General features: G+C 46.7%; 19 protein-coding genes. 14 read left to right on the top strand and 5 right to left on the bottom strand.

Annotation, left to right across the window (positions count from 1 at the left end):
* Positions 1-116: 116 nt before the first annotated feature.
* Positions 117-419: a HesB/YadR/YfhF family protein gene (locus MHB46_RS04100; protein WP_061829410.1), complete on the top strand. Its 303-nt coding sequence runs from the start codon at positions 117-119 to the stop codon at positions 417-419.
* Between the two features lie 133 nt (positions 420-552).
* Here MHB46_RS04100 and MHB46_RS04095 read toward each other — a convergent pair whose 3' ends face one another.
* The 3 genes from MHB46_RS04095 to MHB46_RS04085 form a co-directional block, all read right to left on the bottom strand.
* Positions 553-1,065: a hypothetical protein gene (locus tag MHB46_RS04095; protein WP_023988256.1), complete on the bottom strand. Its 513-nt coding sequence runs from the start codon at positions 1,063-1,065 to the stop codon at positions 553-555.
* A gap of 115 nt (positions 1,066-1,180) precedes the next feature.
* Entirely contained in the window at positions 1,181-1,624 is a 444-nt protein-coding gene (locus MHB46_RS04090; protein ID WP_029517055.1) for a DUF441 domain-containing protein, read from the bottom strand.
* A gap of 22 nt (positions 1,625-1,646) precedes the next feature.
* On the bottom strand, positions 1,647-2,618 hold the full coding sequence (locus tag MHB46_RS04085; RefSeq protein WP_341161684.1) for a YpdA family putative bacillithiol disulfide reductase: 972 nt from the start codon (positions 2,616-2,618) through the stop codon (positions 1,647-1,649).
* A gap of 295 nt (positions 2,619-2,913) precedes the next feature.
* Between MHB46_RS04085 and MHB46_RS04080 the strand changes: the two genes are divergently transcribed.
* From MHB46_RS04080 to MHB46_RS04070, 3 genes are all read left to right on the top strand, one after another.
* Positions 2,914-3,510: a DUF2087 domain-containing protein gene (locus MHB46_RS04080; protein ID WP_341161683.1), complete on the top strand. Its 597-nt coding sequence runs from the start codon at positions 2,914-2,916 to the stop codon at positions 3,508-3,510.
* Positions 3,511-3,992: 482 nt separating this feature from the next.
* Positions 3,993-5,090: a ribosome small subunit-dependent GTPase A gene (gene rsgA / locus MHB46_RS04075; RefSeq protein WP_250261576.1), complete on the top strand. Its 1,098-nt coding sequence runs from the start codon at positions 3,993-3,995 to the stop codon at positions 5,088-5,090.
* A gap of 82 nt (positions 5,091-5,172) precedes the next feature.
* Positions 5,173-5,511, top strand: coding sequence for a L,D-transpeptidase (locus tag MHB46_RS04070; RefSeq protein WP_023988260.1), 339 nt, complete (start codon positions 5,173-5,175; stop codon positions 5,509-5,511).
* 118 nt (positions 5,512-5,629) lie between these two features.
* On the opposite strand, the gene MHB46_RS04065 is transcribed toward MHB46_RS04070, so the two are convergent.
* A complete protein-coding gene (locus tag MHB46_RS04065; protein ID WP_322171703.1) occupies positions 5,630-6,649 on the bottom strand; it encodes a flagellar motor protein MotB in 1,020 nt (339 codons plus the stop codon).
* Between the two features lie 215 nt (positions 6,650-6,864).
* Between MHB46_RS04065 and MHB46_RS04060 the strand changes: the two genes are divergently transcribed.
* Positions 6,865-7,014 (top strand): hypothetical protein, encoded by a 150-nt coding sequence (locus MHB46_RS04060; RefSeq protein ID WP_023988262.1) that lies wholly within the window; start codon positions 6,865-6,867, stop codon positions 7,012-7,014.
* 127 nt (positions 7,015-7,141) lie between these two features.
* Here the strand turns inward: MHB46_RS04060 and MHB46_RS04055 are convergent, their stop codons facing one another.
* Complete coding sequence (locus tag MHB46_RS04055; RefSeq protein WP_013370782.1) at positions 7,142-7,381, bottom strand: hypothetical protein; 240 nt, start codon at positions 7,379-7,381, stop codon at positions 7,142-7,144.
* Positions 7,382-7,770: 389 nt separating this feature from the next.
* Between MHB46_RS04055 and MHB46_RS04050 the strand changes: the two genes are divergently transcribed.
* From MHB46_RS04050 to MHB46_RS04010, 9 genes are all read left to right on the top strand, one after another.
* Positions 7,771-8,091: a hypothetical protein gene (locus MHB46_RS04050; RefSeq protein WP_023988263.1), complete on the top strand. Its 321-nt coding sequence runs from the start codon at positions 7,771-7,773 to the stop codon at positions 8,089-8,091.
* A gap of 67 nt (positions 8,092-8,158) precedes the next feature.
* Positions 8,159-12,154 carry a type VII secretion protein EssC gene (essC, locus tag MHB46_RS04045; RefSeq protein WP_341161682.1) on the top strand — a complete coding sequence of 1,332 codons (3,996 nt, stop codon included), beginning with the start codon at positions 8,159-8,161 and terminating at the stop codon, positions 12,152-12,154.
* 16 nt (positions 12,155-12,170) lie between these two features.
* Positions 12,171-13,013, top strand: a complete 843-nt coding sequence (locus MHB46_RS04040) for a hypothetical protein (RefSeq protein ID WP_250261573.1) — start codon at positions 12,171-12,173, stop codon at positions 13,011-13,013.
* A 5-nt stretch (positions 13,014-13,018) separates the two neighbouring features.
* Positions 13,019-13,555 (top strand): WXG100 family type VII secretion target, encoded by a 537-nt coding sequence (locus MHB46_RS04035; RefSeq protein WP_061829458.1) that lies wholly within the window; start codon positions 13,019-13,021, stop codon positions 13,553-13,555.
* A gap of 249 nt (positions 13,556-13,804) precedes the next feature.
* Positions 13,805-14,080 carry a WXG100 family type VII secretion target gene (locus MHB46_RS04030; protein WP_013309990.1) on the top strand — a complete coding sequence of 92 codons (276 nt, stop codon included), beginning with the start codon at positions 13,805-13,807 and terminating at the stop codon, positions 14,078-14,080.
* Positions 14,081-14,281: 201 nt separating this feature from the next.
* A complete protein-coding gene (locus MHB46_RS04025; protein ID WP_341161681.1) occupies positions 14,282-16,327 on the top strand; it encodes a hypothetical protein in 2,046 nt (681 codons plus the stop codon).
* A gap of 73 nt (positions 16,328-16,400) precedes the next feature.
* Positions 16,401-17,153 (top strand): vWA domain-containing protein, encoded by a 753-nt coding sequence (locus MHB46_RS04020; protein WP_013309992.1) that lies wholly within the window; start codon positions 16,401-16,403, stop codon positions 17,151-17,153.
* A gap of 12 nt (positions 17,154-17,165) precedes the next feature.
* Positions 17,166-18,002, top strand: a complete 837-nt coding sequence (locus MHB46_RS04015) for a hypothetical protein (RefSeq protein ID WP_023988268.1) — start codon at positions 17,166-17,168, stop codon at positions 18,000-18,002.
* 264 nt (positions 18,003-18,266) lie between these two features.
* A complete protein-coding gene (locus tag MHB46_RS04010; protein WP_341161680.1) occupies positions 18,267-19,076 on the top strand; it encodes an SDR family oxidoreductase in 810 nt (269 codons plus the stop codon).
* Positions 19,077-19,302 lie beyond the last annotated feature (226 nt).

Genomic DNA, 19,302 nt, shown 5'->3' with positions numbered 1-19,302 from the left:
AAAAATGTATATGGCTTGTCCAAGAAGTCCGCTGGGTTGGAACGGTTGGTGGTCATTCTAAAAGATGCTATGATATAGTTGGCAGACGTCATTGTACAAGGAGATGAGCATAACGTATGAGCATACAGGTAACTGAACCTGCGGCACAGTGGTACATTAAGGAGCTTAGTTTGAATCGTGGAGATTCGATCCGTTTTTTTGTTCGCTATAGCTCTGGCGGCGGGTTGCATCCAGGCTTTTCTCTGGGAATTGCCGTAGAGCCTCCGCAGCACCCCGTATTACAGCATGAAGCGGCTGGCATTACGTTTTATATGGAGGACCAGGATTACTGGTATCTGAAGGGCCATCATCTGGAAGTTAAGTATTTGGAGGAACATGATGACATTATTTACACCTATGTTGAGGATGAACAAGCTTAGTGTTCCACTGTCAATCATAGCGTGCAAATAGTTGTTCTTGGACATGAAAAGCGGCGGAGTATCGTGTTACAGGAGATAAGCCTGTACATGATGCTCCGCCGCTTTTTTGTGGTCAAGGCGGGTATGTCGTATGTCAAGGGTTGTTAAGTATCGGGCCATCGAGTGCAAAATCAAAATCATCAATGTCGTACACATGTACAGGTACGGAAGCTTCGATAATGCGGTGGATCCAGTCCAATTGATCCGTCAGAATGGGTAAAGATTCACGCTGAGCTGTCAACACCAGTTCAGTCTCAATTGGATCAAAATATTCTCCGTAATGCGCTGTATCAACAGCATTAATGATGATGAGTGATGTATTGGCATCGAATAGAATAGGCAAGCTCTTGGCCCAAGGCATCTGAAGGGCACGCCGAATTTTTTTCTGATTCAACGGTTCCTCAAAATAACTGATCAGCTCGCTTACCTTCCGCTTCACATGTTGATCGTCCATAGGATTATCCATGAGCGGCTCTGTGCTATCCTGGAATTCGTATAGCTCTAGCAGTGATGTGTAAGGCACTATATATTCCACAGGGGCGGGAGATGTAAGTAGTTGGCCGTATATAGCCACCATTACAGCTTCCGTTACAAATTGTCGAGACATCGGTCAAGCCTCCTGCATTTACCAAATTATGCGATATGAGTATACCACAAAGCGGGACTGAATTCAGCCCGACATGCAGATTGCTATCATGTATTCCTATATTTGTTGTACGAATTTAGCTGCGGCCGATTAACAAGGAAAGCAATCCGGCAGCAATCAGAGGTCCAACAGGAACTCCTTTAAAGAAGGCAACGCCAATGACGGTCCCGATCAGTAGACCTGTCACAATAATGGGCTGTCCAGACATTAAAGTTACTCCGCGGCCGCCAAGATAGGCTACCAGAATTCCGATACCAATCGCGAGCAGAGATTTCCAGTGCAGGAAAGACTCCATCACCTGATTAATACTGATTTTACCGCTGGCTAGCGGGGTCATGACCCCGATCGTCAAAATAATAATTCCGATCGTCAGGCCATACTTTTCAAGCCAGGGGAAAGCAGTGTGAAAGCTGGTTACCCGCAGTAGCAGTAATACAACCATGGCAATAGTCACGGTAGAGTTGCCACTAACAATCCCAAGACCAGCCAATACCAGTAAGATAAGTGAGCTGTAATCCATACAGATGTTCTCCTTCGTTTATTTAGCTTTGGATATGTTCGGCGATTTGTTGCCCGTGCCAGCGGCCTGTTTCAATAAACACTTCATTGGCATTGCTGCCTGAAGCGATGACCCCAGCGACATATATACCTGGGATGTTCGTTTCCATCGTGGCAGGATTAAATTCTGGTTTGTCCAGATCCTCAGCCATGTGGACGCCGACAGACTCCAGCAGTTTTCGCTCCGGGTGAAATCCAGTCAGTGCCAGTACAAAATCATTTTCGAGTCGGAATGCTTCAGTGTCCAGCGGAGTGACTACGACATGGTCTGGATGGATTTCGGTAATGCGTGCGCCTAAGTGCAGCGTGATTTTCCCTTTTTGTACCATGCTGTCAAACAGTGGACGTACCCACGGCTTGATGTATTGGGACAACTCGCTTCGACGATATACCATATCAATCGTAGCTCCGACCCGCACCAATTCCATCGCAGCATCTACCGCAGAGTTACTGCCACCGATGACTGCGACCCGGGTTCCTGTATAGGGATGGGCTTCGCTGAAATAGTGCGTGACTTTATCCAATTGTTCCCCGGGAATGCCCAAATAGTTCGGATGATCAAAATATCCTGTAGCCACTACGACATAGCGGGACGAATACGTTTTGGTTATTTCTCCTTTGCTCAGGGTATGTACGGTAAATGTACCGTCATCCTGGCGATGAATGGACTGGGCCTCCTCATAATGCTGAATGTTCAAGTTATAATGAGTGGCTACCTTACGATAGTACGCCAGTGCTTCATGACGATAAGGTTTGTCATTAGGGGTGCTGAATGGAACATCACCGATTTCCAGTAGTTCGGCGGTGCTAAAAAACTGCATGTTCGTCGGATACAGAAAAATGGAGTGAACGATGTTGCTTTTTTCAATAATGACAGTTTGCAAACCTCTGCGGCTGCATTCGATTGCAGCGGATAGTCCGCAGGGTCCGCCACCGATAATGATTACGTCGTGCATTTGGATGAACCTCCAGTTGTATTGGTTTATTACGCCAGTTTTGTAGGGTTAACATTATTTTGACGTTTAAAAACGGATCTCAGGATTGAAGTAAATAGCTCAGTATGTGAGAAGTTTTCAAATAATAATCCTACCGCAATGCGAACACAATATCCAGCCGTTTTCAGAAAGAGATGACGGACAGTGAAGATTGACAGCCACTTTTAGCAAACATATAATTAGATATATATCTATTTTGTATGATTGAATTCGCTTGCATAGCAAGTATGTACTAGTGAAAAGAGGTGCAATAACGATGCAACTGGATAAAATGGTCAATTATCATAAAGCACTTGCTGATCCAACGCGAATGCGGATATTACTTCTTTTGTCCCGTGGGGAGATGCATGGCCAAGCTTTGGCGAAAAAGCTGAATTTATCACAGCCGACTGTTACACATCATGCTTCCAAACTCCGTGAGGCTGGGTTGATTAAGGAACGACGTGATAAAAACACGGTGTATTTTACACTGAATCCAGAGCTGATCCGGCAGCATGCCGAGGCGACGGTGCAATTTATTTTTGAAAAAGGAGAGAGGGAGGAAGATATGTCAGAGTTGAATGAAACGCTGGAGGCGTCGGTCTTACGCAATTTTTTTTCCAAGGACGGCAAGTTGCGCCAAATCCCCGCACAGTATAAGAAAAAATTGATTGTACTTCAGATGCTGGCAGAAAAGCTGGAGCCAGGCCGTATGTATCCTGAACGTGAATTAAACGAGTGGATCAAGCAATACCATGAGGATTTTGCAACGATTCGGCGTGAGCTGATTATGCATCAGTTTATGTACAGGGAACGGGAAATGTACGAATTGAACCCGCGTGAGATGTGGACACGCTGGGATCAGGTACGCTAAACGAAACTTGACAAAGATTTCAAAAAAGTTTCGTAGCAGCCTTGACAGACAATTGATGGACTTGTATGATAAAGGAAATTTTAGGAGGAGGCGATGTTATATGCGTACGAACATGAATGGGTGGGTTCAGCAGCAGAATGACTTGTCTCCCGCACGGACGATGCACGGTTAAAGACTGTATAGATCTATAGTCTTGGCTTAGCAGTTGGTTGGACAGTAGAACCAACGAAATCCGCAGGGAGTGATTCCCTGCGGATTTTTTATGGTTAGGCGTCTTGTTATCCAGTTGTTGATTCTGGGGAGTGGTCCTTGAGAGACTGCTTGCTTAAGTGAACGAACGGATCACATCGGCCTGAATCGTATACCCTCCGCAGGGAAACCCCTGCGGATTTTTTGCGTTGTTTGCATGCGGGGAGAAAAAAATGTACACCTATCGAATAACACTACGATCAAAAATAAACGATGATTTCAGGAGGAAAACAATGAGTATACATGAATACGGTTGGTCTGATTATTGGAACGGTTTTTGGGACCAATGGAAGCAAAGCTATGAGGAAAGAGCAGGAAATACACAGGTACGTCCTGCCCGCTTGATTGCCGATTATGGACAAAAGGTGAAGCTTATCACAATGGATGGAGAACGCTGGGGAGCGGCTTCAGGTAAGCTACGACATGCTATGGTAGATCCGGCGGAAATGCCGGCTGTAGGGGACTGGCTGGCAATCACCACGTCGGATGAAGTGTCGGATGCAGTAATTCATGCCGTCTTGCCACGTAAAAGTCGAATATCTAGGCAGGCCGCGGGCTTTGAGACGAAGGAGCAACTGATCGCGACAAATGTGGATACGCTTTTCCTTGTTAATGCGCTGAATCATGATTTTAATATGCGCAGACTGGAACGGTATTTAATTATGGCTTGGAACAGCGGGGTAAACCCGGTTGTCGTTTTGAGTAAGAGTGATCTTTGTGAAGATGTCGAACAACGGGTTGCTGAAGCGGAGGGAGTTGCCCCTGGTGTACCTGTTATCGTTATTTCTGCTTTGCAAAACGAAGGCAGAGAGCAACTGGAGGCGTTTCTTCAACCTGGCTGTACAGTTGCTTTGACAGGCTCTTCCGGTAGTGGCAAATCCACGATAGTAAACTGGCTCTCCGGGTCTGAAGTTCAACTGACACAGGATGTGAGGGAGGAAGACAGCCGGGGCAGGCACACAACCACTCACCGACAGCTTTTTCCCATCGCAAAGCAAGCTGTTCTACTGGATACACCCGGCATGCGTGAGCTTAATCTGTGGGATGATTCCATGGGTGTCGCTCATACCTTTACGGATATTATGGAAACGGCGCAGCAATGCCGTTTTGCAGATTGCAAGCATAAGGGCGAAGCTGGATGTGCAGTGGAGGAAGCTATAGAGAGAGGGGAATTGTCGGAATCCAGAGTGAACAATTATCGCAAAATGCAGCGTGAACTGGAATATCAGGCGCGTAAGGAAGCAGATCGACGCAGGAAAGATAGCCGTTCAAGCACAGCCCCGGGTCGTAGGGATCAGCGAAGCGGCTGGCGACGTGATGTGGAGTGGTAAGCCAAGCTGCAGTGAAGCATCAAATGTAAAAATATAAGAAAATCTAAGTTGTAGTCGGCATAGGGTATAAAGGGGTGAATATATGCCGAACTACAGCATTGTGGTGGATTTATCGGATCGTCGTTTATATTTGAAAGATGGAGATCAGATTGTTCTTAGTTATCCAGTCGGTATTGGCAAGCTGGCTACACAGACACCGCATGGGCAATTTACGATTATTAACAAACAGCCCAATCCCGGCGGCCCTTTCGGAGCGTTCTGGATGGGGCTGTCCAAGCCGCATTATGGCATTCATGGCACCAATGAGCCATGGTCCATTGGCAAGATGGTGTCACATGGCTGCATTCGAATGCAGAATAAGGATGTGCTTGAGCTTCAGGAAAAGGTAAGTATAGGCACGCCAGTCACGATACAGCCGTAGCGGCTAGAAGACACTAGATTCTGTATCTACTCAGACGTGGAAACCGCGTCCTAGGCTGTATCTGTGAAGCGTATCTCATGGCGAACGGCCGTAACTTTAGGTTAGATACTGCGTTTAGTTACGATTTGGGTTGGATAGGGATACGGGCTTCAATCTGTTTGGAGCCCTCTTTGTCGTCTGCGGATTTGGCTAACGGTCCCGAAAGGCGTTCCCCTTGTGTACCGTACGCCTGTTTGGCGTTAGTCCACATATCTTCGTTCGGTTCGAAAATTATAACTATGGTATAGTGGTTGGCAAGGCTCGGCTTTTTGACCCTCATGCTGAAGGAGCCGTCAGGCATAACTTTGGTTTGATCATCGTAGCCAAACTGCCATCGTCCCGGAAAATCAATCGTGAGTTTGACGTCCGATCCTTCCAGCAAATTGCTGCGCGCATATACATGATAATAGTTACCTTCTTGCTTCACATCAGGCTTAATCCACACTTGAGGGCTACCGTAGTCCTTAGGTTTGTTCCAGACGGGCTTAACTAAAGGGGTATTGCGTTCTTGTTCAGGATCAAATTCAGCCCCAATCCGAACTTCATGCAGAAGCTGTTTGTTTTCTTCGTATTGATATACATAAGGACCTTCTAATTTGTTGCCACCGCTGCCATACAGATTTCGTATTTCATTGTCTTGGTCATCTGGACGGAACAGAACAGTCAGATCCATACTGCCCTGTATTCCGGGGCGTTGTACCTGGAGTACAAAACTTCCATCCTTTTGAACGGTTGTCTCATCCGTGTACCCAGTTAACAGGGAGTTTTTGACCGCAAGATTCCCTTTAATTCGTGCTCCGGCCGGGAGGTTGGAATGTCCTGTAACCTTCACGGTATTTTTATCAATGCTAACGCCACCTGATATTTCGACATAGCTGCTGCCTTGCTTATGGACAGGTGTATGATTGGCAGCTCGTTCATCAAGGGATGATGCGCCTTGGTTGGGATTACCCGTTACGGTGTAGGCACGTGCTTCAGCTTCATGTTGGGCCATACTCCGGGTTGAAGCTTTTTCCCTGCTGCATGCAGCCAGCATCGTTAGGATTAAGAATGCACATAAAAGGTTCCAGCCTATTTTGGTAATCATGTGTTTACTCATGGTTTTTGCTCGCTCCTTGTCCATAGCTTCCAGGCTTAACGTGATAAAATTTTCGAAACTTTATGTATTTACCCTAATTAAAGGGTATGTAATCCCGTCTGCTTTATCCTATAAGTAACGTCCTGTTTAAACAACAGACAGAATGGTTAAAAATGGATAGCCTGATCATCCCCTTGAAAAGCAGGGGCAGCTTGCTGTAAAGGAGCCTGAGTCATATGTCCATTGACCGTTTTATCTTAAAAAAGCTGGACAACTGCCGGGAAGAGCATACACGCGCTAATTTACTAGAACTGTTTAGAATACGGATTGAGAAGGCGCAGAATAAGGAACGAGGCGGTAAAAAAGGTTATCGCAGAATACTTTAAATAGAGTCTAATCAAATGCATAAGCTGCGGTAAGTCACATGTATCATGTTTCAAAGCTGCTGATATGGAGAGGGTGCTGAAATGCCCCTCTCTTTTTTGTGTCTAATGTGGACAAAAAAAGTCCCTCTTAATAGAGGGACAATGCCAATGAATCATTTTCACTAACGCTATGCAGGATGGCTTCACAACCGACAATCTCTATACTGATCAAAGAGTTAAGACATTTTTGAAGGGCGCGCTTGCCGCTGGAGATTTTATTCTCCAAAGTGTTACTTAGAAGTTTTAATGTTTTTTGTACCGGTTGCTTATTTTCTTGATTGAAGTATACGGGAATACGTTTGTTTTGAAATGTAATTAATGTTCTCACAAAAATCACCTCGCCTGAGTTATTTCATGGCTTAATTGTAGTGCCCGTTTCTTAAAATTACCTTAAAAACACCTTATAAAAACATAAAGGTCTGAAAAATTTACAAAGTGTTCACAACAATCTAGGTAACAATCGAATTTAGTTCTAACTAATCGACAATATGACGTATATCCCCATATTAAAAACAATTAAATACATATTATTGATGCTAATGGCTCTACTAATGTGAGAAAATATGACTAAAGTCGCTGTTTTATTTTTGGAGTGGGTATTTTGTAACAAATTGACAGTCTAATAGTCGGATGCTACAGTTACGATAGCCATATTTCCGTAGAAATAGGCTTTTTGCGTGAACTTTGCTATATATTAAGGATCGGGAGGGATGACAGATGATCCTGACCGTGCTTTCAGGACGACAGGAAACAGAGTGGTTTGACATCGAGGTAGCTGATGAATACTCGGTGGAACATTTAAAGTTGATGCTGGGTGTGCGCATTTTCGGCGAGCCTCCAGCGGAAGGCATGCAATATATTATGGAAGCAAAGTTCCCGGAAGGGCTTTGGTTCAGGGTGGGGGATAACCAGCTACTCACAGGATCAGGCTTGCGGGAAGGCTGTACTGTGCGTATTCAGCGCGCTTTTTCGACAACTCAGGACGAAGCGCCTGTGTATGGAAGGCGTTCTCTGTTTCAAAGTGAAAAAAATGGGTAAATACACACATGAAATTATATGAAACCTTGGTAAAATGAAATAGTAAGCGAAAAGGGGGACTTTTGTCTTGAATGCATTATACCAGCGATCCCCGAGATTAAGGCCGGCGCTCCGAGAGGAGAAGCTGGAGATTTTACGGCCTCCGGCTGAGCCGAGCAAGCCGTCTTTTTCTATTATATCTATACTTATTCCGTTAATGATGACGTTGGTGACTATAGGCTTTTACGTATATATGAGCAAAACAGGTAAGATGGGCAACAGTAACTATTTGATGTTCCAGATGGTTACTGTGGTCATGATGCTTACATCTTATACGATTCCTTTTTTCGTCTATCTAAATAATAAGAAGGAATACAAGCGTAAGCTTGAGGAACGGGACCGCATGTACCGGGAACAGCTCCAAAAGCATCGTGAAGAACTTGAAATGAAACGCGAGGAGCAAATTCGCACACTATATGAAATTCACGGTGACCCGCAAATATGCACTCAAATTGTCAAAAACCGCAACAGTTCACTCTGGGAACGATCACCGGAGGATGAGGACTTTTTGCAGGTGCGTATTGGGACTGGACAAGTTCCCTTCCATATTAAATTGCAAATTCCACGCCCAGACGGTTATGATCGAGATCCTTTGTTGGGAGCTGCGGATGAACTGGAAGAAGAGTTTCGTCTGGTAGACGCTGCTTCCATTGCATTACCGCTGTTTCAATCCAAAGTGGTTGGATTGGTCGGCGAACGGGAGCATACCCTTGCTGCGTTAAGAGTCATCTTGGCACAAGTGACGGTTCGTCACTCGCCAGATGAAGTGAAAATTGCTTCCTTCTATGACGAGCGAGAGGAAAGTGAATGGACTTGGATGCGCTGGCTCCCACATGTGTGGGATGATGACCGAATCCAGAGAATGATGTCAGACCGCAGTAGCAGTGCACATCAACTAGCTGATTTTCTGTTTGCCAGACTGAACCGCCGTAAAAATAATCGCAATGATCGTCAGGGCAGAGGGATGGAAGTCCCGTGTTATGTCGTGGTTTTATCTGACACCCAGCTGATTGAGGAAGAACCGTTGCTGCCGTTGTTACTGGAGGACGGCCGAGCCATTGATGCGTGTACGATTGTGCTGGCTTCTCGTAAAGAGGCTTTGCCGATGCAGTGTCAACTGATTGTGGAGGCTTCCAAAGAGCAGGGCGTATATGCCCGTAAATCAGAATCGGCGGAGGTTGAACAGCAAAGTTTTAAACCGGATCGTTTATCAAAAGAGGAAGCCGATGCATTGGCGCGGTACATGGCTCCTATTCGCTTGAAGCGTTCCTCTGCTTCTGATATTCCCGCTGTGCTACCTCTGTTTGATATGATGAGCGTAGCGAGTGTAGAAGAACTGGACGTGGCAGATCGGTGGCGACGTAACCGCCATCCTGATACCTTACCCGTACCGATGGGCGTGCGAGCAGGCGGCAAGAAGATTATGATTAACCTGCATGATAAGATAGAGCGTCAAGGACATGGTCCCCATGGCTTGATCGCCGGTACAACGGGTTCAGGGAAGAGTGAGGTTATCCAATCCATCGTAGCCTCGCTTGCTGCCGAGTTTCATCCGCATGATCTGGCTTTTATGCTGATCGATTACAAGGGTGGAGGCATGTCCAACACGTTCGTTAACTTGCCGCATGTGGTGGGTACGATTACGAACTTGGACAATAATTTGATTGAACGTGCCAAAATATCTCTTAAAGCAGAACTGGTTCGTCGACAGAAGATATTGAACGATGCAGGCAATTTACAGCATATTGATGAATATTACAGACTACTCCGGCAGCGGCAGGAACAACCGCTGCCTCATCTGGTTATTATTATTGATGAATTTGCACAATTAAAGCGGGATCAGCCAGAGTTCATGGACGAGCTAATCAGTATTGCTGCGATTGGGCGTACACTAGGTGTCCATCTGATTTTGGCGACGCAAAAGCCCGCAGGTGTCGTGGATGATAAGATCTGGAGTAACTCCAGGTTCCGCATCTGCTTACGGGTGCAAAGCGAAGGTGATAGCCGTGACATGTTGAAAATACCGAATGCTGCGTGGATTACGAAGCCGGGACGAGGATATTTTCAAGTGGGTAGCGACGAGGTTTTTGAAGAGATGCAGTTTGCTTGGAGCGGTGCGCCGTATATAGGCAACAGCGATATTTCTTCTGCACTACCTGTCCATGAAGTGAGACTGAACGGGAAACGTGAAGCGCTACTGACGGGTGGAGAACGGGCAAGCTCAGGCTTAAAAGGTGAAGAAGCTCCTAAACAGCTTCAAGTATTTATTGATTATATTGCGAATGAGGCTGCTAAAGCAGGGATCGAACGACTTCAGGGACCGTGGCTTCCACCGCTGCCTGAATTGCTGGATTTAACAAATCTGCCTGCATGCACCGAAATAGATAGTACATCATCATCTTTGGAGCTGAAGGCTCTTATGGGTCTGGTCGATGATTTGCCCAATCAGCGGCAGGAGCCGATTTATGCATCGCTGGATCATGGTCATTGGGCTGTGTATGGCATGCCGGGCATGGGGAAAACTACCTTTTTGCATACATTGCTGATGTCCACGGCTCAGCGTTTTACTGCGAATCATTGGAATGGTTATATCATTGATATGGGTCGAACGATGCGCGACTTTGGGGAACTTCCCCAAATCGGGGCTGTTATGATGGCTGAGGAGGATGACCGGATCAAGCGATTGTTCCGTTATCTGTTCAAGATGGTGGCCGTACGCAAGGAAATGCTTTCCGAGGCTGGTGTCAAAACAATAAGCTCTTATCGACGTTCTGCTGTCGAGGATATTCCGCAAATTGTCGTAGTCATTGATGGATATCTTAATTTCCGTAATGCTTATCCAGATGAAAATGAACTGCTGGAATCTCTTTTGCGAGAAGGAGGTAGTCTAGGTATCACGTTTATCATTACGGCGAACCGGATTACCGATGTGTTTGAGAAATTCCGCAGTAACATACCGAATGCTGTTTCTTTTGAAATGTCCGACCCGAGTGACTATTATTATGCGGTAGGACGACCAGCCAAAACGCCAGGACCGTTAATTCCAGGCCGCGCCTTGGTTAAAGGACATGTTCCTCCGCTGGAGTTCCAAACGGCTTTGCCTTCACCAGGTGAAGATGAGGCGGAACGATCAGCACGGTTACGTCGCAATATCGCTGGCATTGCGCAGGAATGGAAAGGCAAGCACGCACCAGCCATTCTTCCATTACCTGAGCGGATTCCACTGTCGGAACTGCTTCAGCAGTGGGATCGGACAAGTGGACCCTCGGGCGCACTTCCTTATGAGGTGCCTGTAGGTCTACAGAGTGACGATCTTGAGCCTTTTCTCCTGAATCTAAAAGAAGGGCCCAATTTTATCGTGGGTAGTCCAATGGAGGGTGGAAAAACCTCTTTTCTAATGAGTTGGATTATATCGCTCGCTTATTACACATCACCTAATCAATTGGAAGTCTATACGATTGATACACGCTATGGAGGCGGAGGACTATCTAGATTACGGCATCTTCCTCATGTTAAGGCTGCTGCCGAAAGCGAAGAAGAAATGGGGCCTCTGGTACAGAAAGTGTATGATATCGTTCAACAGCGGAACAAGGAAGGGAATGATCCCGAATTGCTCCTGGTCATTGATGATGCGGATATGTTAAGTAAGCAACTGAACGATTTTATGATAAAGGATCAGCTCTCCGCCATTGTACGGTTGGGACGTGATCGCAATGTGCATGTCGTGCTATCGGGTGTGCCATCTGATTTTCCTACCTTTGGGGTGGACTGGTTTAATGATGTCAAGGCAAGCCAAAGCGGTATGCTATTTGGAACACTAGATTCGAATGATCTATCGTTCTTTCGTATCCCTTATTCGGAGGCGAACGCCGCTGCTGGTGGCCTAAAAGTCCTGCCACCTGGGCAGGGATACTACGTACGGCGCAAATTTACCAGGATAAAAGCGGCAATTCCCTTCTCAGAGCAAGTGAGCTGTGAGGATTGGATAACGAAAATTCGTGACCGATGGCATGTTGTAGTTTGAAGGGAGGTGGCTCATAATGTTAACGTTTCAAGCTTCCAAGCAGAAGTTAATAACCCTTAAGGCGAAGGAACTGTTTTTTCTAGCAGGCGTATTGGGTTCTGACAGACTGCTTGGGGTGGAAGATCCGTTTAAGGGCTATCTAGCAGAGGAGTTGGCGGAAGAGTGGGAGCAGGTAAAAGCTACTCTTTTGGAAAAGGGTTATCTAAAGCGGGCAGATAAGGGCAAAGAGCTAGCAATGCCTCCTACCGTTTTTTCAAGAGTCGCTATCGCGGGATTATCCAACAGGGCTTGCCGTATACGCTATGTGCGGGGAGGCAAGCAGTTTGAAGGCTATCTCCATTGCACGAACGAACGTGTAGTGGAACTCGTGAAATCCGCTGATGAACCCGATGAGTATCGACTGTACGATCTGGGTAATGTGGAAAAGGCTTGCGAAACATTGATTGATAAAATGGGTTGGGTAGATCGACTTGTGCCTGAATCCCCCGCACTTATGTTCTCCAAGCAGGCATTTAATAAAATTTACGAGCAGTCGGCAGGAGAAAGTGTATCTCTGATCAGCAGTAAACTGACCGAGGCTAGCGGAGATGCAGAGGGGTCTGCAAGCCTGGCTCAGTCTTTGAGTTCCCGTGTAGCCGAGGGAGAATTGCAATTGCTGGTCTGGAACGGTAGGGAGTGGGAGTCACAACGGGCAGCCTTTGTCCTGTGTCCCGCAATGAACTGGATATTTCGGATGAGCTCTAGTGGTAACGGAGACTGGCTGATTGCAGCTATGGCTTCAAGAGATCAGTTTGTGGATTTATTATTAAATTGGTTGAAACAGTCGGCAGTGAATGAAGAAGTGACAGAAGAAGGGTGATGGATATGCGCATTCGAGTTGAACCGGATGTGCTTCGGGGGCTTAGCGGGCAGCTACAGCATGCGGCGGAGCAAATTCAACAGTTAACAGCAGGTTTGGAGCAGGCATTACAATCGCTGGATTGGGATGTATCTGCACGCGAGGCGATCTTGAATCATTGGATGCAGGCCAAGCGGATGTCAGAACAGATCCATGCTTACCTCCATACATCAGGTACACAACTGAACCGAAAGGCAGAGCAGTTTCAGTCTGTTGACCACAACTATCAAACGATTCTGTCATTTGCCAGCCAACCATTGGGACGACCCGTCACGATGCTCGATTGGTCGAATCAGCAATCACCGTCTATTCTGCCTGGGCAAGCTTCGGAAGGAGGCAGTCTGATTTCAAACCCGCAGTCTGTCGTACATGCCATTGCTGGTGTACAGTCTTCGGATATAGAAACGTTGCATCAGGATATTCTGATGCAGGCGTCTTCTAGCAGTCCGCAGGATTGGTATTTTACTGATCCGTCTACAGCAAGAGATCAGCCTGTCGCATAGTTGGGAACGCGTTCCGGGACAATCTGGATCGACTGCAAAATTTACTTGAATTCGTTTCGCAATTCCCGGCTTTATGGGACTTATTAGGTGGTTGTTTTGTTAATATTATACTGTTAGGTGCTGTTTTATAGTTAAAAAGTGGGATTATAACAATTAGGTCCTTTGCCTTTTGTAGGGAATTAAATAGCCATAGTACAATTTGAACCAGATAAACAAAAACATTATTTATCATCAAGGAGGACGCAAAAAATGGCAGGACGCATTTTAATTACCCCAGAACAGGTTGATCAGGTGGCTAACCAATTTAAACAAAGTGGTGAGCAAAGCCAGCAAATCGTTTCCAGTTTGACACAGTCCATCTCAGGTATGGAAGGTCAATGGGAAGGTATGACTAAGCAACGCTTCTTCCAAGAGTTTCAGGAAGCTAGCAAACAAATGCAAGCTTTCGTAACGACTTTGAATAGCATCAGCCAAGAATTGACAGCTATCGCTAACAAATTCCGTACGGTTGACCAAACGAAATAAGTTGCCTTGCCTGATAGGGATCAACTTATCATACACCACTCTATAAAGAAGCAATATGTGAGCCATTCCTCATGGTTTGGCACAGGATGTTCAGGAAAAACCGGGCGATCTTCGGATACCCGGTTTTCTTGCCATCCATAGATGTATATAATAAGGTGAGGAATACTAGCATACTGAATGATGTAAGGAGAGGGATGTTTCATGTCTTTTCAACCGAATCCGGGAGACGAATTGATCATAAACGGCACAGCTTATGTGGTTGGGCGACATCCCGCTGCACCCGGTTTAGCCTATGCTCAAGCAGGGCGACAGGGAATTGTATACCAGCTAAATGCCAAAAACGGAGCGCCGCATGAGGCCAAAGCCCTTAAGGTGTTTTTTCCGAAGTTCCGCATCCCGGCTATGGTTTATCAATCGGAGCATATGGAAGCATACGGGGATATTCCCGGTTTGCAGGTATGCAAGCGTGATGTGCTCACTCCAGAAAGAAACGGAAGTCTGATCGCCGAGCAGCCTGATTTGCTGTATGCGGTGCTGATGCCATGGGTTCACGGTATGACATGGTTCGATTGTCTCACAGATCAGCGTCAGCTTGAGGCTTCCGATAGTCTGGCTTTGGCCAGAGCATTGGCAGGGATCGGTTCAGCTATGGAGCAAAAAGGATTGGCGCATTGTGATTTATCGGCGCCGAATGTAATGCTTCCGTTTTTTTCTGAAGTGGAACTGCCTCAAGGCACGTCAGCTGTGGAATTGGTGGACGTGGAACAAATGTATAGTACTAAAATGGATCGTCCAGATGCTCTATTGGCAGGTTCGCCAGGGTATGCCGCCCATCGTACCGTCCACAGCGGGTTATGGAGTGCGTATGCAGACCGTTTTGCAGGGGCAATTATTATAGGAGAAATGCTAGGCTGGTCTGACCGTGTAGTAGTGGACAAAGCGTGGGGCGAAAGTTATTTTGATCAGCATGAAATGCAGACGCCTTGTGAACGTTATTTTATTTTACGAAAATCACTTGAATCCCGGTGGGGCAGCAAGGTGGTAGAATTGTTCAGCCGTGCCTGGGATAGTCAGGATTTAAGCAGTTGCCCTACTTTTGGCGAATGGCTGGTTGTACTTAATGCGGTTACTGAGCAGAAAATTCCAGTTGAGGCTATAGAACCGGAGCCTACTGCGACAGAAACAATAGAATCGGCAGCGGTGGGCGGCCTTGCCAGTGAAGCTGCACCCTCTTTGTCAGCGCCTGCACCGCTCAAAGCTGAACAGGCTGCATTGCTAAATCAGGCTGCTCTGGAGCAGGGAGAGCGTGGGGTAACGGACAAGCTGTTCCGACAGGCACGTGATTTGGAGCAGCAAAACAAACCTGCTGCAGCTCTAGAAGTATACCGGTCGTTGTATCATTTTGTAGAAGACGGTAGTCCTCTGCATGTGGAGGTGTCGGCTGCGATCACAGGGCTAGAGGAGCAGTTGAATCCCAAGACGCCAGAGCAACCTGAAAAATCAAAAGCCTGGTATCGCTCCAAAGCATTTATCGTGACAACTGCGGCCGCAGTCGTTCTATTGGCAGCTGGAATCCCAGCCATGAATATTCTTGCAGATCAGTCCAATCAGCGGCAAATCGAGGCAGCCAAGCAGGAAGAGGCAGCGAAGGCTGCAAAGGCGGCCGAGGAAAAGCTGGCAGCCGAGCAGGAAGCGGCTCAAAAATTGCTGACGGAGAAACAACGACAGGAAGCGGAACAGCAGACCAAACAACAGGCACTTGCTGCTCAAAAGCAACAGGAGGAGCAGAAGAAACAGCAAGCCCTTATCGCTCAACAGGTTAAATATGAAGCTTATCTCGCCCAAAAGGAACAAAACAAGCAGGCGGCTGCCAAGTTGGCGAAGCAAAAAGCGTATGATCAACAGGCAAAGTATGAAAAATACTTGGCTTTGAAAAAAGAGCAGGAAGCTCGTGCCGCCCAGGAAGAGGCAGCTCGTAAGGCAGCAGCCGAGGCGGAACAAAAGCAAAAAGAGTCCTTGCATGCACGAAACAAGGAGAACGTTCTTCAGCTTATTTCCCTGTACAACAAGGCGTATGCCTCTCAGGAAGGTGGAAGCGCTGCGAAGGCTAAGAGCTTTGCCAAGCGTTTTAGAACACTATATGATAGTAATCCTTCTTATTATCGTTCGGTAGGTGAAGTGGGATATCGGGCTTCCTCGATTTATAACTTTTTAGGAGATACGAATTTTAGACTGCCTAAAATTTAATATTTCATATGTTTATATATGGGCGGAATGATAGATGGAGATAGAAGGTAACTGAGGGGAGCATGTACAAACCATGAATTATACAATACAGGCTTCACAACGTACTCCCGCCCTGATCATTTACCTGATTGACATCAGCGCGTCGATGAACATGCTGATGGAGGGGCGGCGGCGTATTGACGTTGTATATGAAGCTATATCGTTGGCGATCCGGCAGATGGTTTTTCGGTCAACCAAAGGAAATCGGCTGACAGCGCGCTATCGGATTGCGATTTTGGCTTATAGTGACGACGTGTATGACCTGCTGAATGGTGTTAAGGGGATAGATGAAATTGCGGCCATTGGCTCGTTGCCCGATTTGACACCCAAACGATTCTCAGATTCTGCAAAAGCCTTCTTGCAGGCTGAACGTATTTTGCAGGCAGAATTACCAGGGATGCAGGATTGCCCTGCACCATTGGTCTGTCATATGACAGATGGGGTTTCTACAGGCGATGATCCAGAACCGATTGCGAAGCGTATTATGAGCATGAGTGTACCGGACGGTAATGTACTGGTGGAAAATATATTTTTATCCGACAGGTTGCTGGAAACGCCTATTCAGGACCCCCGTCGATGGAAAGGTCTGACACATAATACGCCGTTGCAGGATGAACATGCTGTGAAATTGCGTGATATGTCTTCTGTACTGCCTGAAAGCTATCGGGAAATGCTATTTGAGGCGGATTATCAGTTAGGTGAAGGAGCCATTATGATGCTGCCCGGAACCTGTGCGGAACTGGTGTCCATTGGGTTCCAAATGTCGGCCGCAACGCCTGTACGGTAAGGAGGTAAAAGCATGAATCCACTGCTGTCCCTGCTCCCCGCGAGCAAAAAAAAGGGAATGAATGCAAGGCTGACTCAGCAATTTGCTTACATAAGCTCTCAGACAGGCGATCAGCCATTATCATCTCATCACAGTCGTTTTATGTGTCGTTATGGCTATGGAAGGTCTGCCGAATCTGCCAGTATGGGAGAAAGCGGACAGGATTTCGCCGCAGTACGTATTCATAAATCCGTCTGTTGTTTTGTCTTGTGTGATGGTGTCGGGCTCAGTTACCGAGGAGATTTTGCAGCCCGCTATCTGGGTTCTTCTTTACTGGATTGGATGGAACGGGGACAAGATCTGTCTGCTGATCAGTTGAGGGGGTATCTTGAACGTTTGGCAGGTACAGCGGCAGAGGAACTGGATCGGCAGCCTTTGGATCATGAATCAGGCTTAATGCGTTCGGTATTGGAAGATAAACGTCGTCAGGGAAGCCAGTCCATGTATATTTGCGGTAAAATCGAACTGCCGAAGCGTGGTAGCCGTGGCCGTCTCCGACTTGCCTGGCAGGGGGATTCACGTTTGCGACTATGGAATGGTGCCGAGGAAATCAGCGAGCTGTTCGATCATACCTTCTCTACAGCGGAGCGCTGGTCTACAAGTCGTGGGCCGATTGGAGGGAAGCCTCATTGGTATGAAAGAAGCATACCCGCAGATATGCCGATGAGATTACAGGTATATACGGACGGTTTATCCGATTTAGACCCCATTCGCGAGCCTGTCCCTGATGAGCAGATACAGGTATTGCTGGATGCATCCCATACCGGGGGACTTGATGATGATGCTGCATTTATTGAGTTGCAGTGGTAAATAAATAAGAAAAGGACGTTATACAACCATGGATATGGATGTATACGTCCTTTTTTTGATGAATACATAGAACATAACGATTCTTTAAGATATTTGTAGAATGTAACGAGGAAGAGAAGGAAAGAAGCGCTAATACGCGTAATATTCGTACTTTTCTTAAATATCGCAAAGGAATAGCAAAAAATGCGCAAAAATGGTGATTATAAAGTATATCCTTTTGGGTAATCTTGTGATTATACAGATTACTGAAAGGGAGCGATACATATGAGCTACACATATGCAGGAGGCGCGCGCTTTGAAGGCAAAACCGCTCTAATCACGGGAGCTGGTTCTGGGATTGGCAAGGCAACGGCCATTCAGATGGCTAGAGAAGGAGCGAATGTCGCTCTTTTTGACGTAAGTAATGAGCGCATTTCGGAGACGGAAAGAGAAATTAATGCTATACGTGAAGGATCAGCGCGGGCTTTTGACGTGGACATTGCCGATCCGGTGCGTGTGGAAAAGGCAGTTCTGGAAGCGGTTGAATTATTTGGCGGGCTGCATATCATTTTTGCCAATGCGGGGATTAACGGGGTCGTCGGACCGATTGAGGATCTGAGCATTGAGGATTGGCGGCAAACATTGTCCACGAATCTGGATGGTACCTTCCTGACGGTGAAGTATACAATACCACATTTGAAAAAGAACGGTGGCGGCAGCATTATTATTACCAGCTCCATTAATGGAAATCAGCGCTTTACCAGCTTTGGGATGTCAGCCTATAGCACATCGAAGGCGGGTCAAACCGGTTTTGCTAAAATGGCTGCGCTGGAGCTGGCTAAGTTCCGTATTCGTGTGAATGTCATCTATCCGGGTGCCATTTCGACGAATATTGATGAAACCACGGAGAAATCGGAAGGGTTAAAGCAAATTACCATCCCCGTCCAGTTTCCTGAAGGAGGACAACCGTTGGCTGATGGACCGGGTCAACCCGAGCAGGTAGCTGATTTGGTAACATTTTTGGCCTCTGATCATTCGCGTCACATTACTGGCGCACAAATTGTAATTGATGGGGCAGAGTCGTTATTGTTTTAGAAAATACTGTCCATACGCTGATCGACAGCCTGGATGACAAATATGTTGACTATTACTTTCATCAGCTTCACGATGCTTGGTGATATGTACAATGCTCGCAATGGGCGCGATGAGAGGCAATGATGCAGGGGAATGAGGCAAGAATATGAGGGCGTACAGGGGATAAAATGCGGAAGAACCACCGAAGGATGAAAAATCCAGTGCGGTGGTTCTTTTTTTTCACTCG

Source organism: Paenibacillus sp. FSL H7-0703, assembly GCF_038003485.1.
Lineage (GTDB): Bacteria > Bacillota > Bacilli > Paenibacillales > Paenibacillaceae > Paenibacillus > Paenibacillus polymyxa_B.
The sequence above is the reverse complement of the archived record's forward strand: the minus strand, read 5'-3'. Positions and strand labels throughout refer to the sequence as shown.

Coding starts and splice junctions, on each gene's coding strand:
- MHB46_RS04100 (WP_061829410.1), top strand. CDS start 117: ATGAGCATACAGGTAACTGAACCTGCGGCACAGTGGTACATTAAGGAG.
- MHB46_RS04095 (WP_023988256.1), bottom strand. CDS start 1,065: ATGTCTCGACAATTTGTAACGGAAGCTGTAATGGTGGCTATATACGGC.
- MHB46_RS04090 (WP_029517055.1), bottom strand. CDS start 1,624: ATGGATTACAGCTCACTTATCTTACTGGTATTGGCTGGTCTTGGGATT.
- MHB46_RS04085 (WP_341161684.1), bottom strand. CDS start 2,618: ATGCACGACGTAATCATTATCGGTGGCGGACCCTGCGGACTATCCGCT.
- MHB46_RS04080 (WP_341161683.1), top strand. CDS start 2,914: ATGCAACTGGATAAAATGGTCAATTATCATAAAGCACTTGCTGATCCA.
- rsgA (WP_250261576.1), top strand. CDS start 3,993: ATGAGTATACATGAATACGGTTGGTCTGATTATTGGAACGGTTTTTGG.
- MHB46_RS04070 (WP_023988260.1), top strand. CDS start 5,173: ATGCCGAACTACAGCATTGTGGTGGATTTATCGGATCGTCGTTTATAT.
- MHB46_RS04065 (WP_322171703.1), bottom strand. CDS start 6,649: ATGAGTAAACACATGATTACCAAAATAGGCTGGAACCTTTTATGTGCA.
- MHB46_RS04060 (WP_023988262.1), top strand. CDS start 6,865: ATGTCCATTGACCGTTTTATCTTAAAAAAGCTGGACAACTGCCGGGAA.
- MHB46_RS04050 (WP_023988263.1), top strand. CDS start 7,771: ATGATCCTGACCGTGCTTTCAGGACGACAGGAAACAGAGTGGTTTGAC.
- MHB46_RS04040 (WP_250261573.1), top strand. CDS start 12,171: ATGTTAACGTTTCAAGCTTCCAAGCAGAAGTTAATAACCCTTAAGGCG.
- MHB46_RS04035 (WP_061829458.1), top strand. CDS start 13,019: ATGCGCATTCGAGTTGAACCGGATGTGCTTCGGGGGCTTAGCGGGCAG.
- MHB46_RS04030 (WP_013309990.1), top strand. CDS start 13,805: ATGGCAGGACGCATTTTAATTACCCCAGAACAGGTTGATCAGGTGGCT.
- MHB46_RS04025 (WP_341161681.1), top strand. CDS start 14,282: ATGTCTTTTCAACCGAATCCGGGAGACGAATTGATCATAAACGGCACA.
- MHB46_RS04020 (WP_013309992.1), top strand. CDS start 16,401: ATGAATTATACAATACAGGCTTCACAACGTACTCCCGCCCTGATCATT.
- MHB46_RS04015 (WP_023988268.1), top strand. CDS start 17,166: ATGAATCCACTGCTGTCCCTGCTCCCCGCGAGCAAAAAAAAGGGAATG.
- MHB46_RS04010 (WP_341161680.1), top strand. CDS start 18,267: ATGAGCTACACATATGCAGGAGGCGCGCGCTTTGAAGGCAAAACCGCT.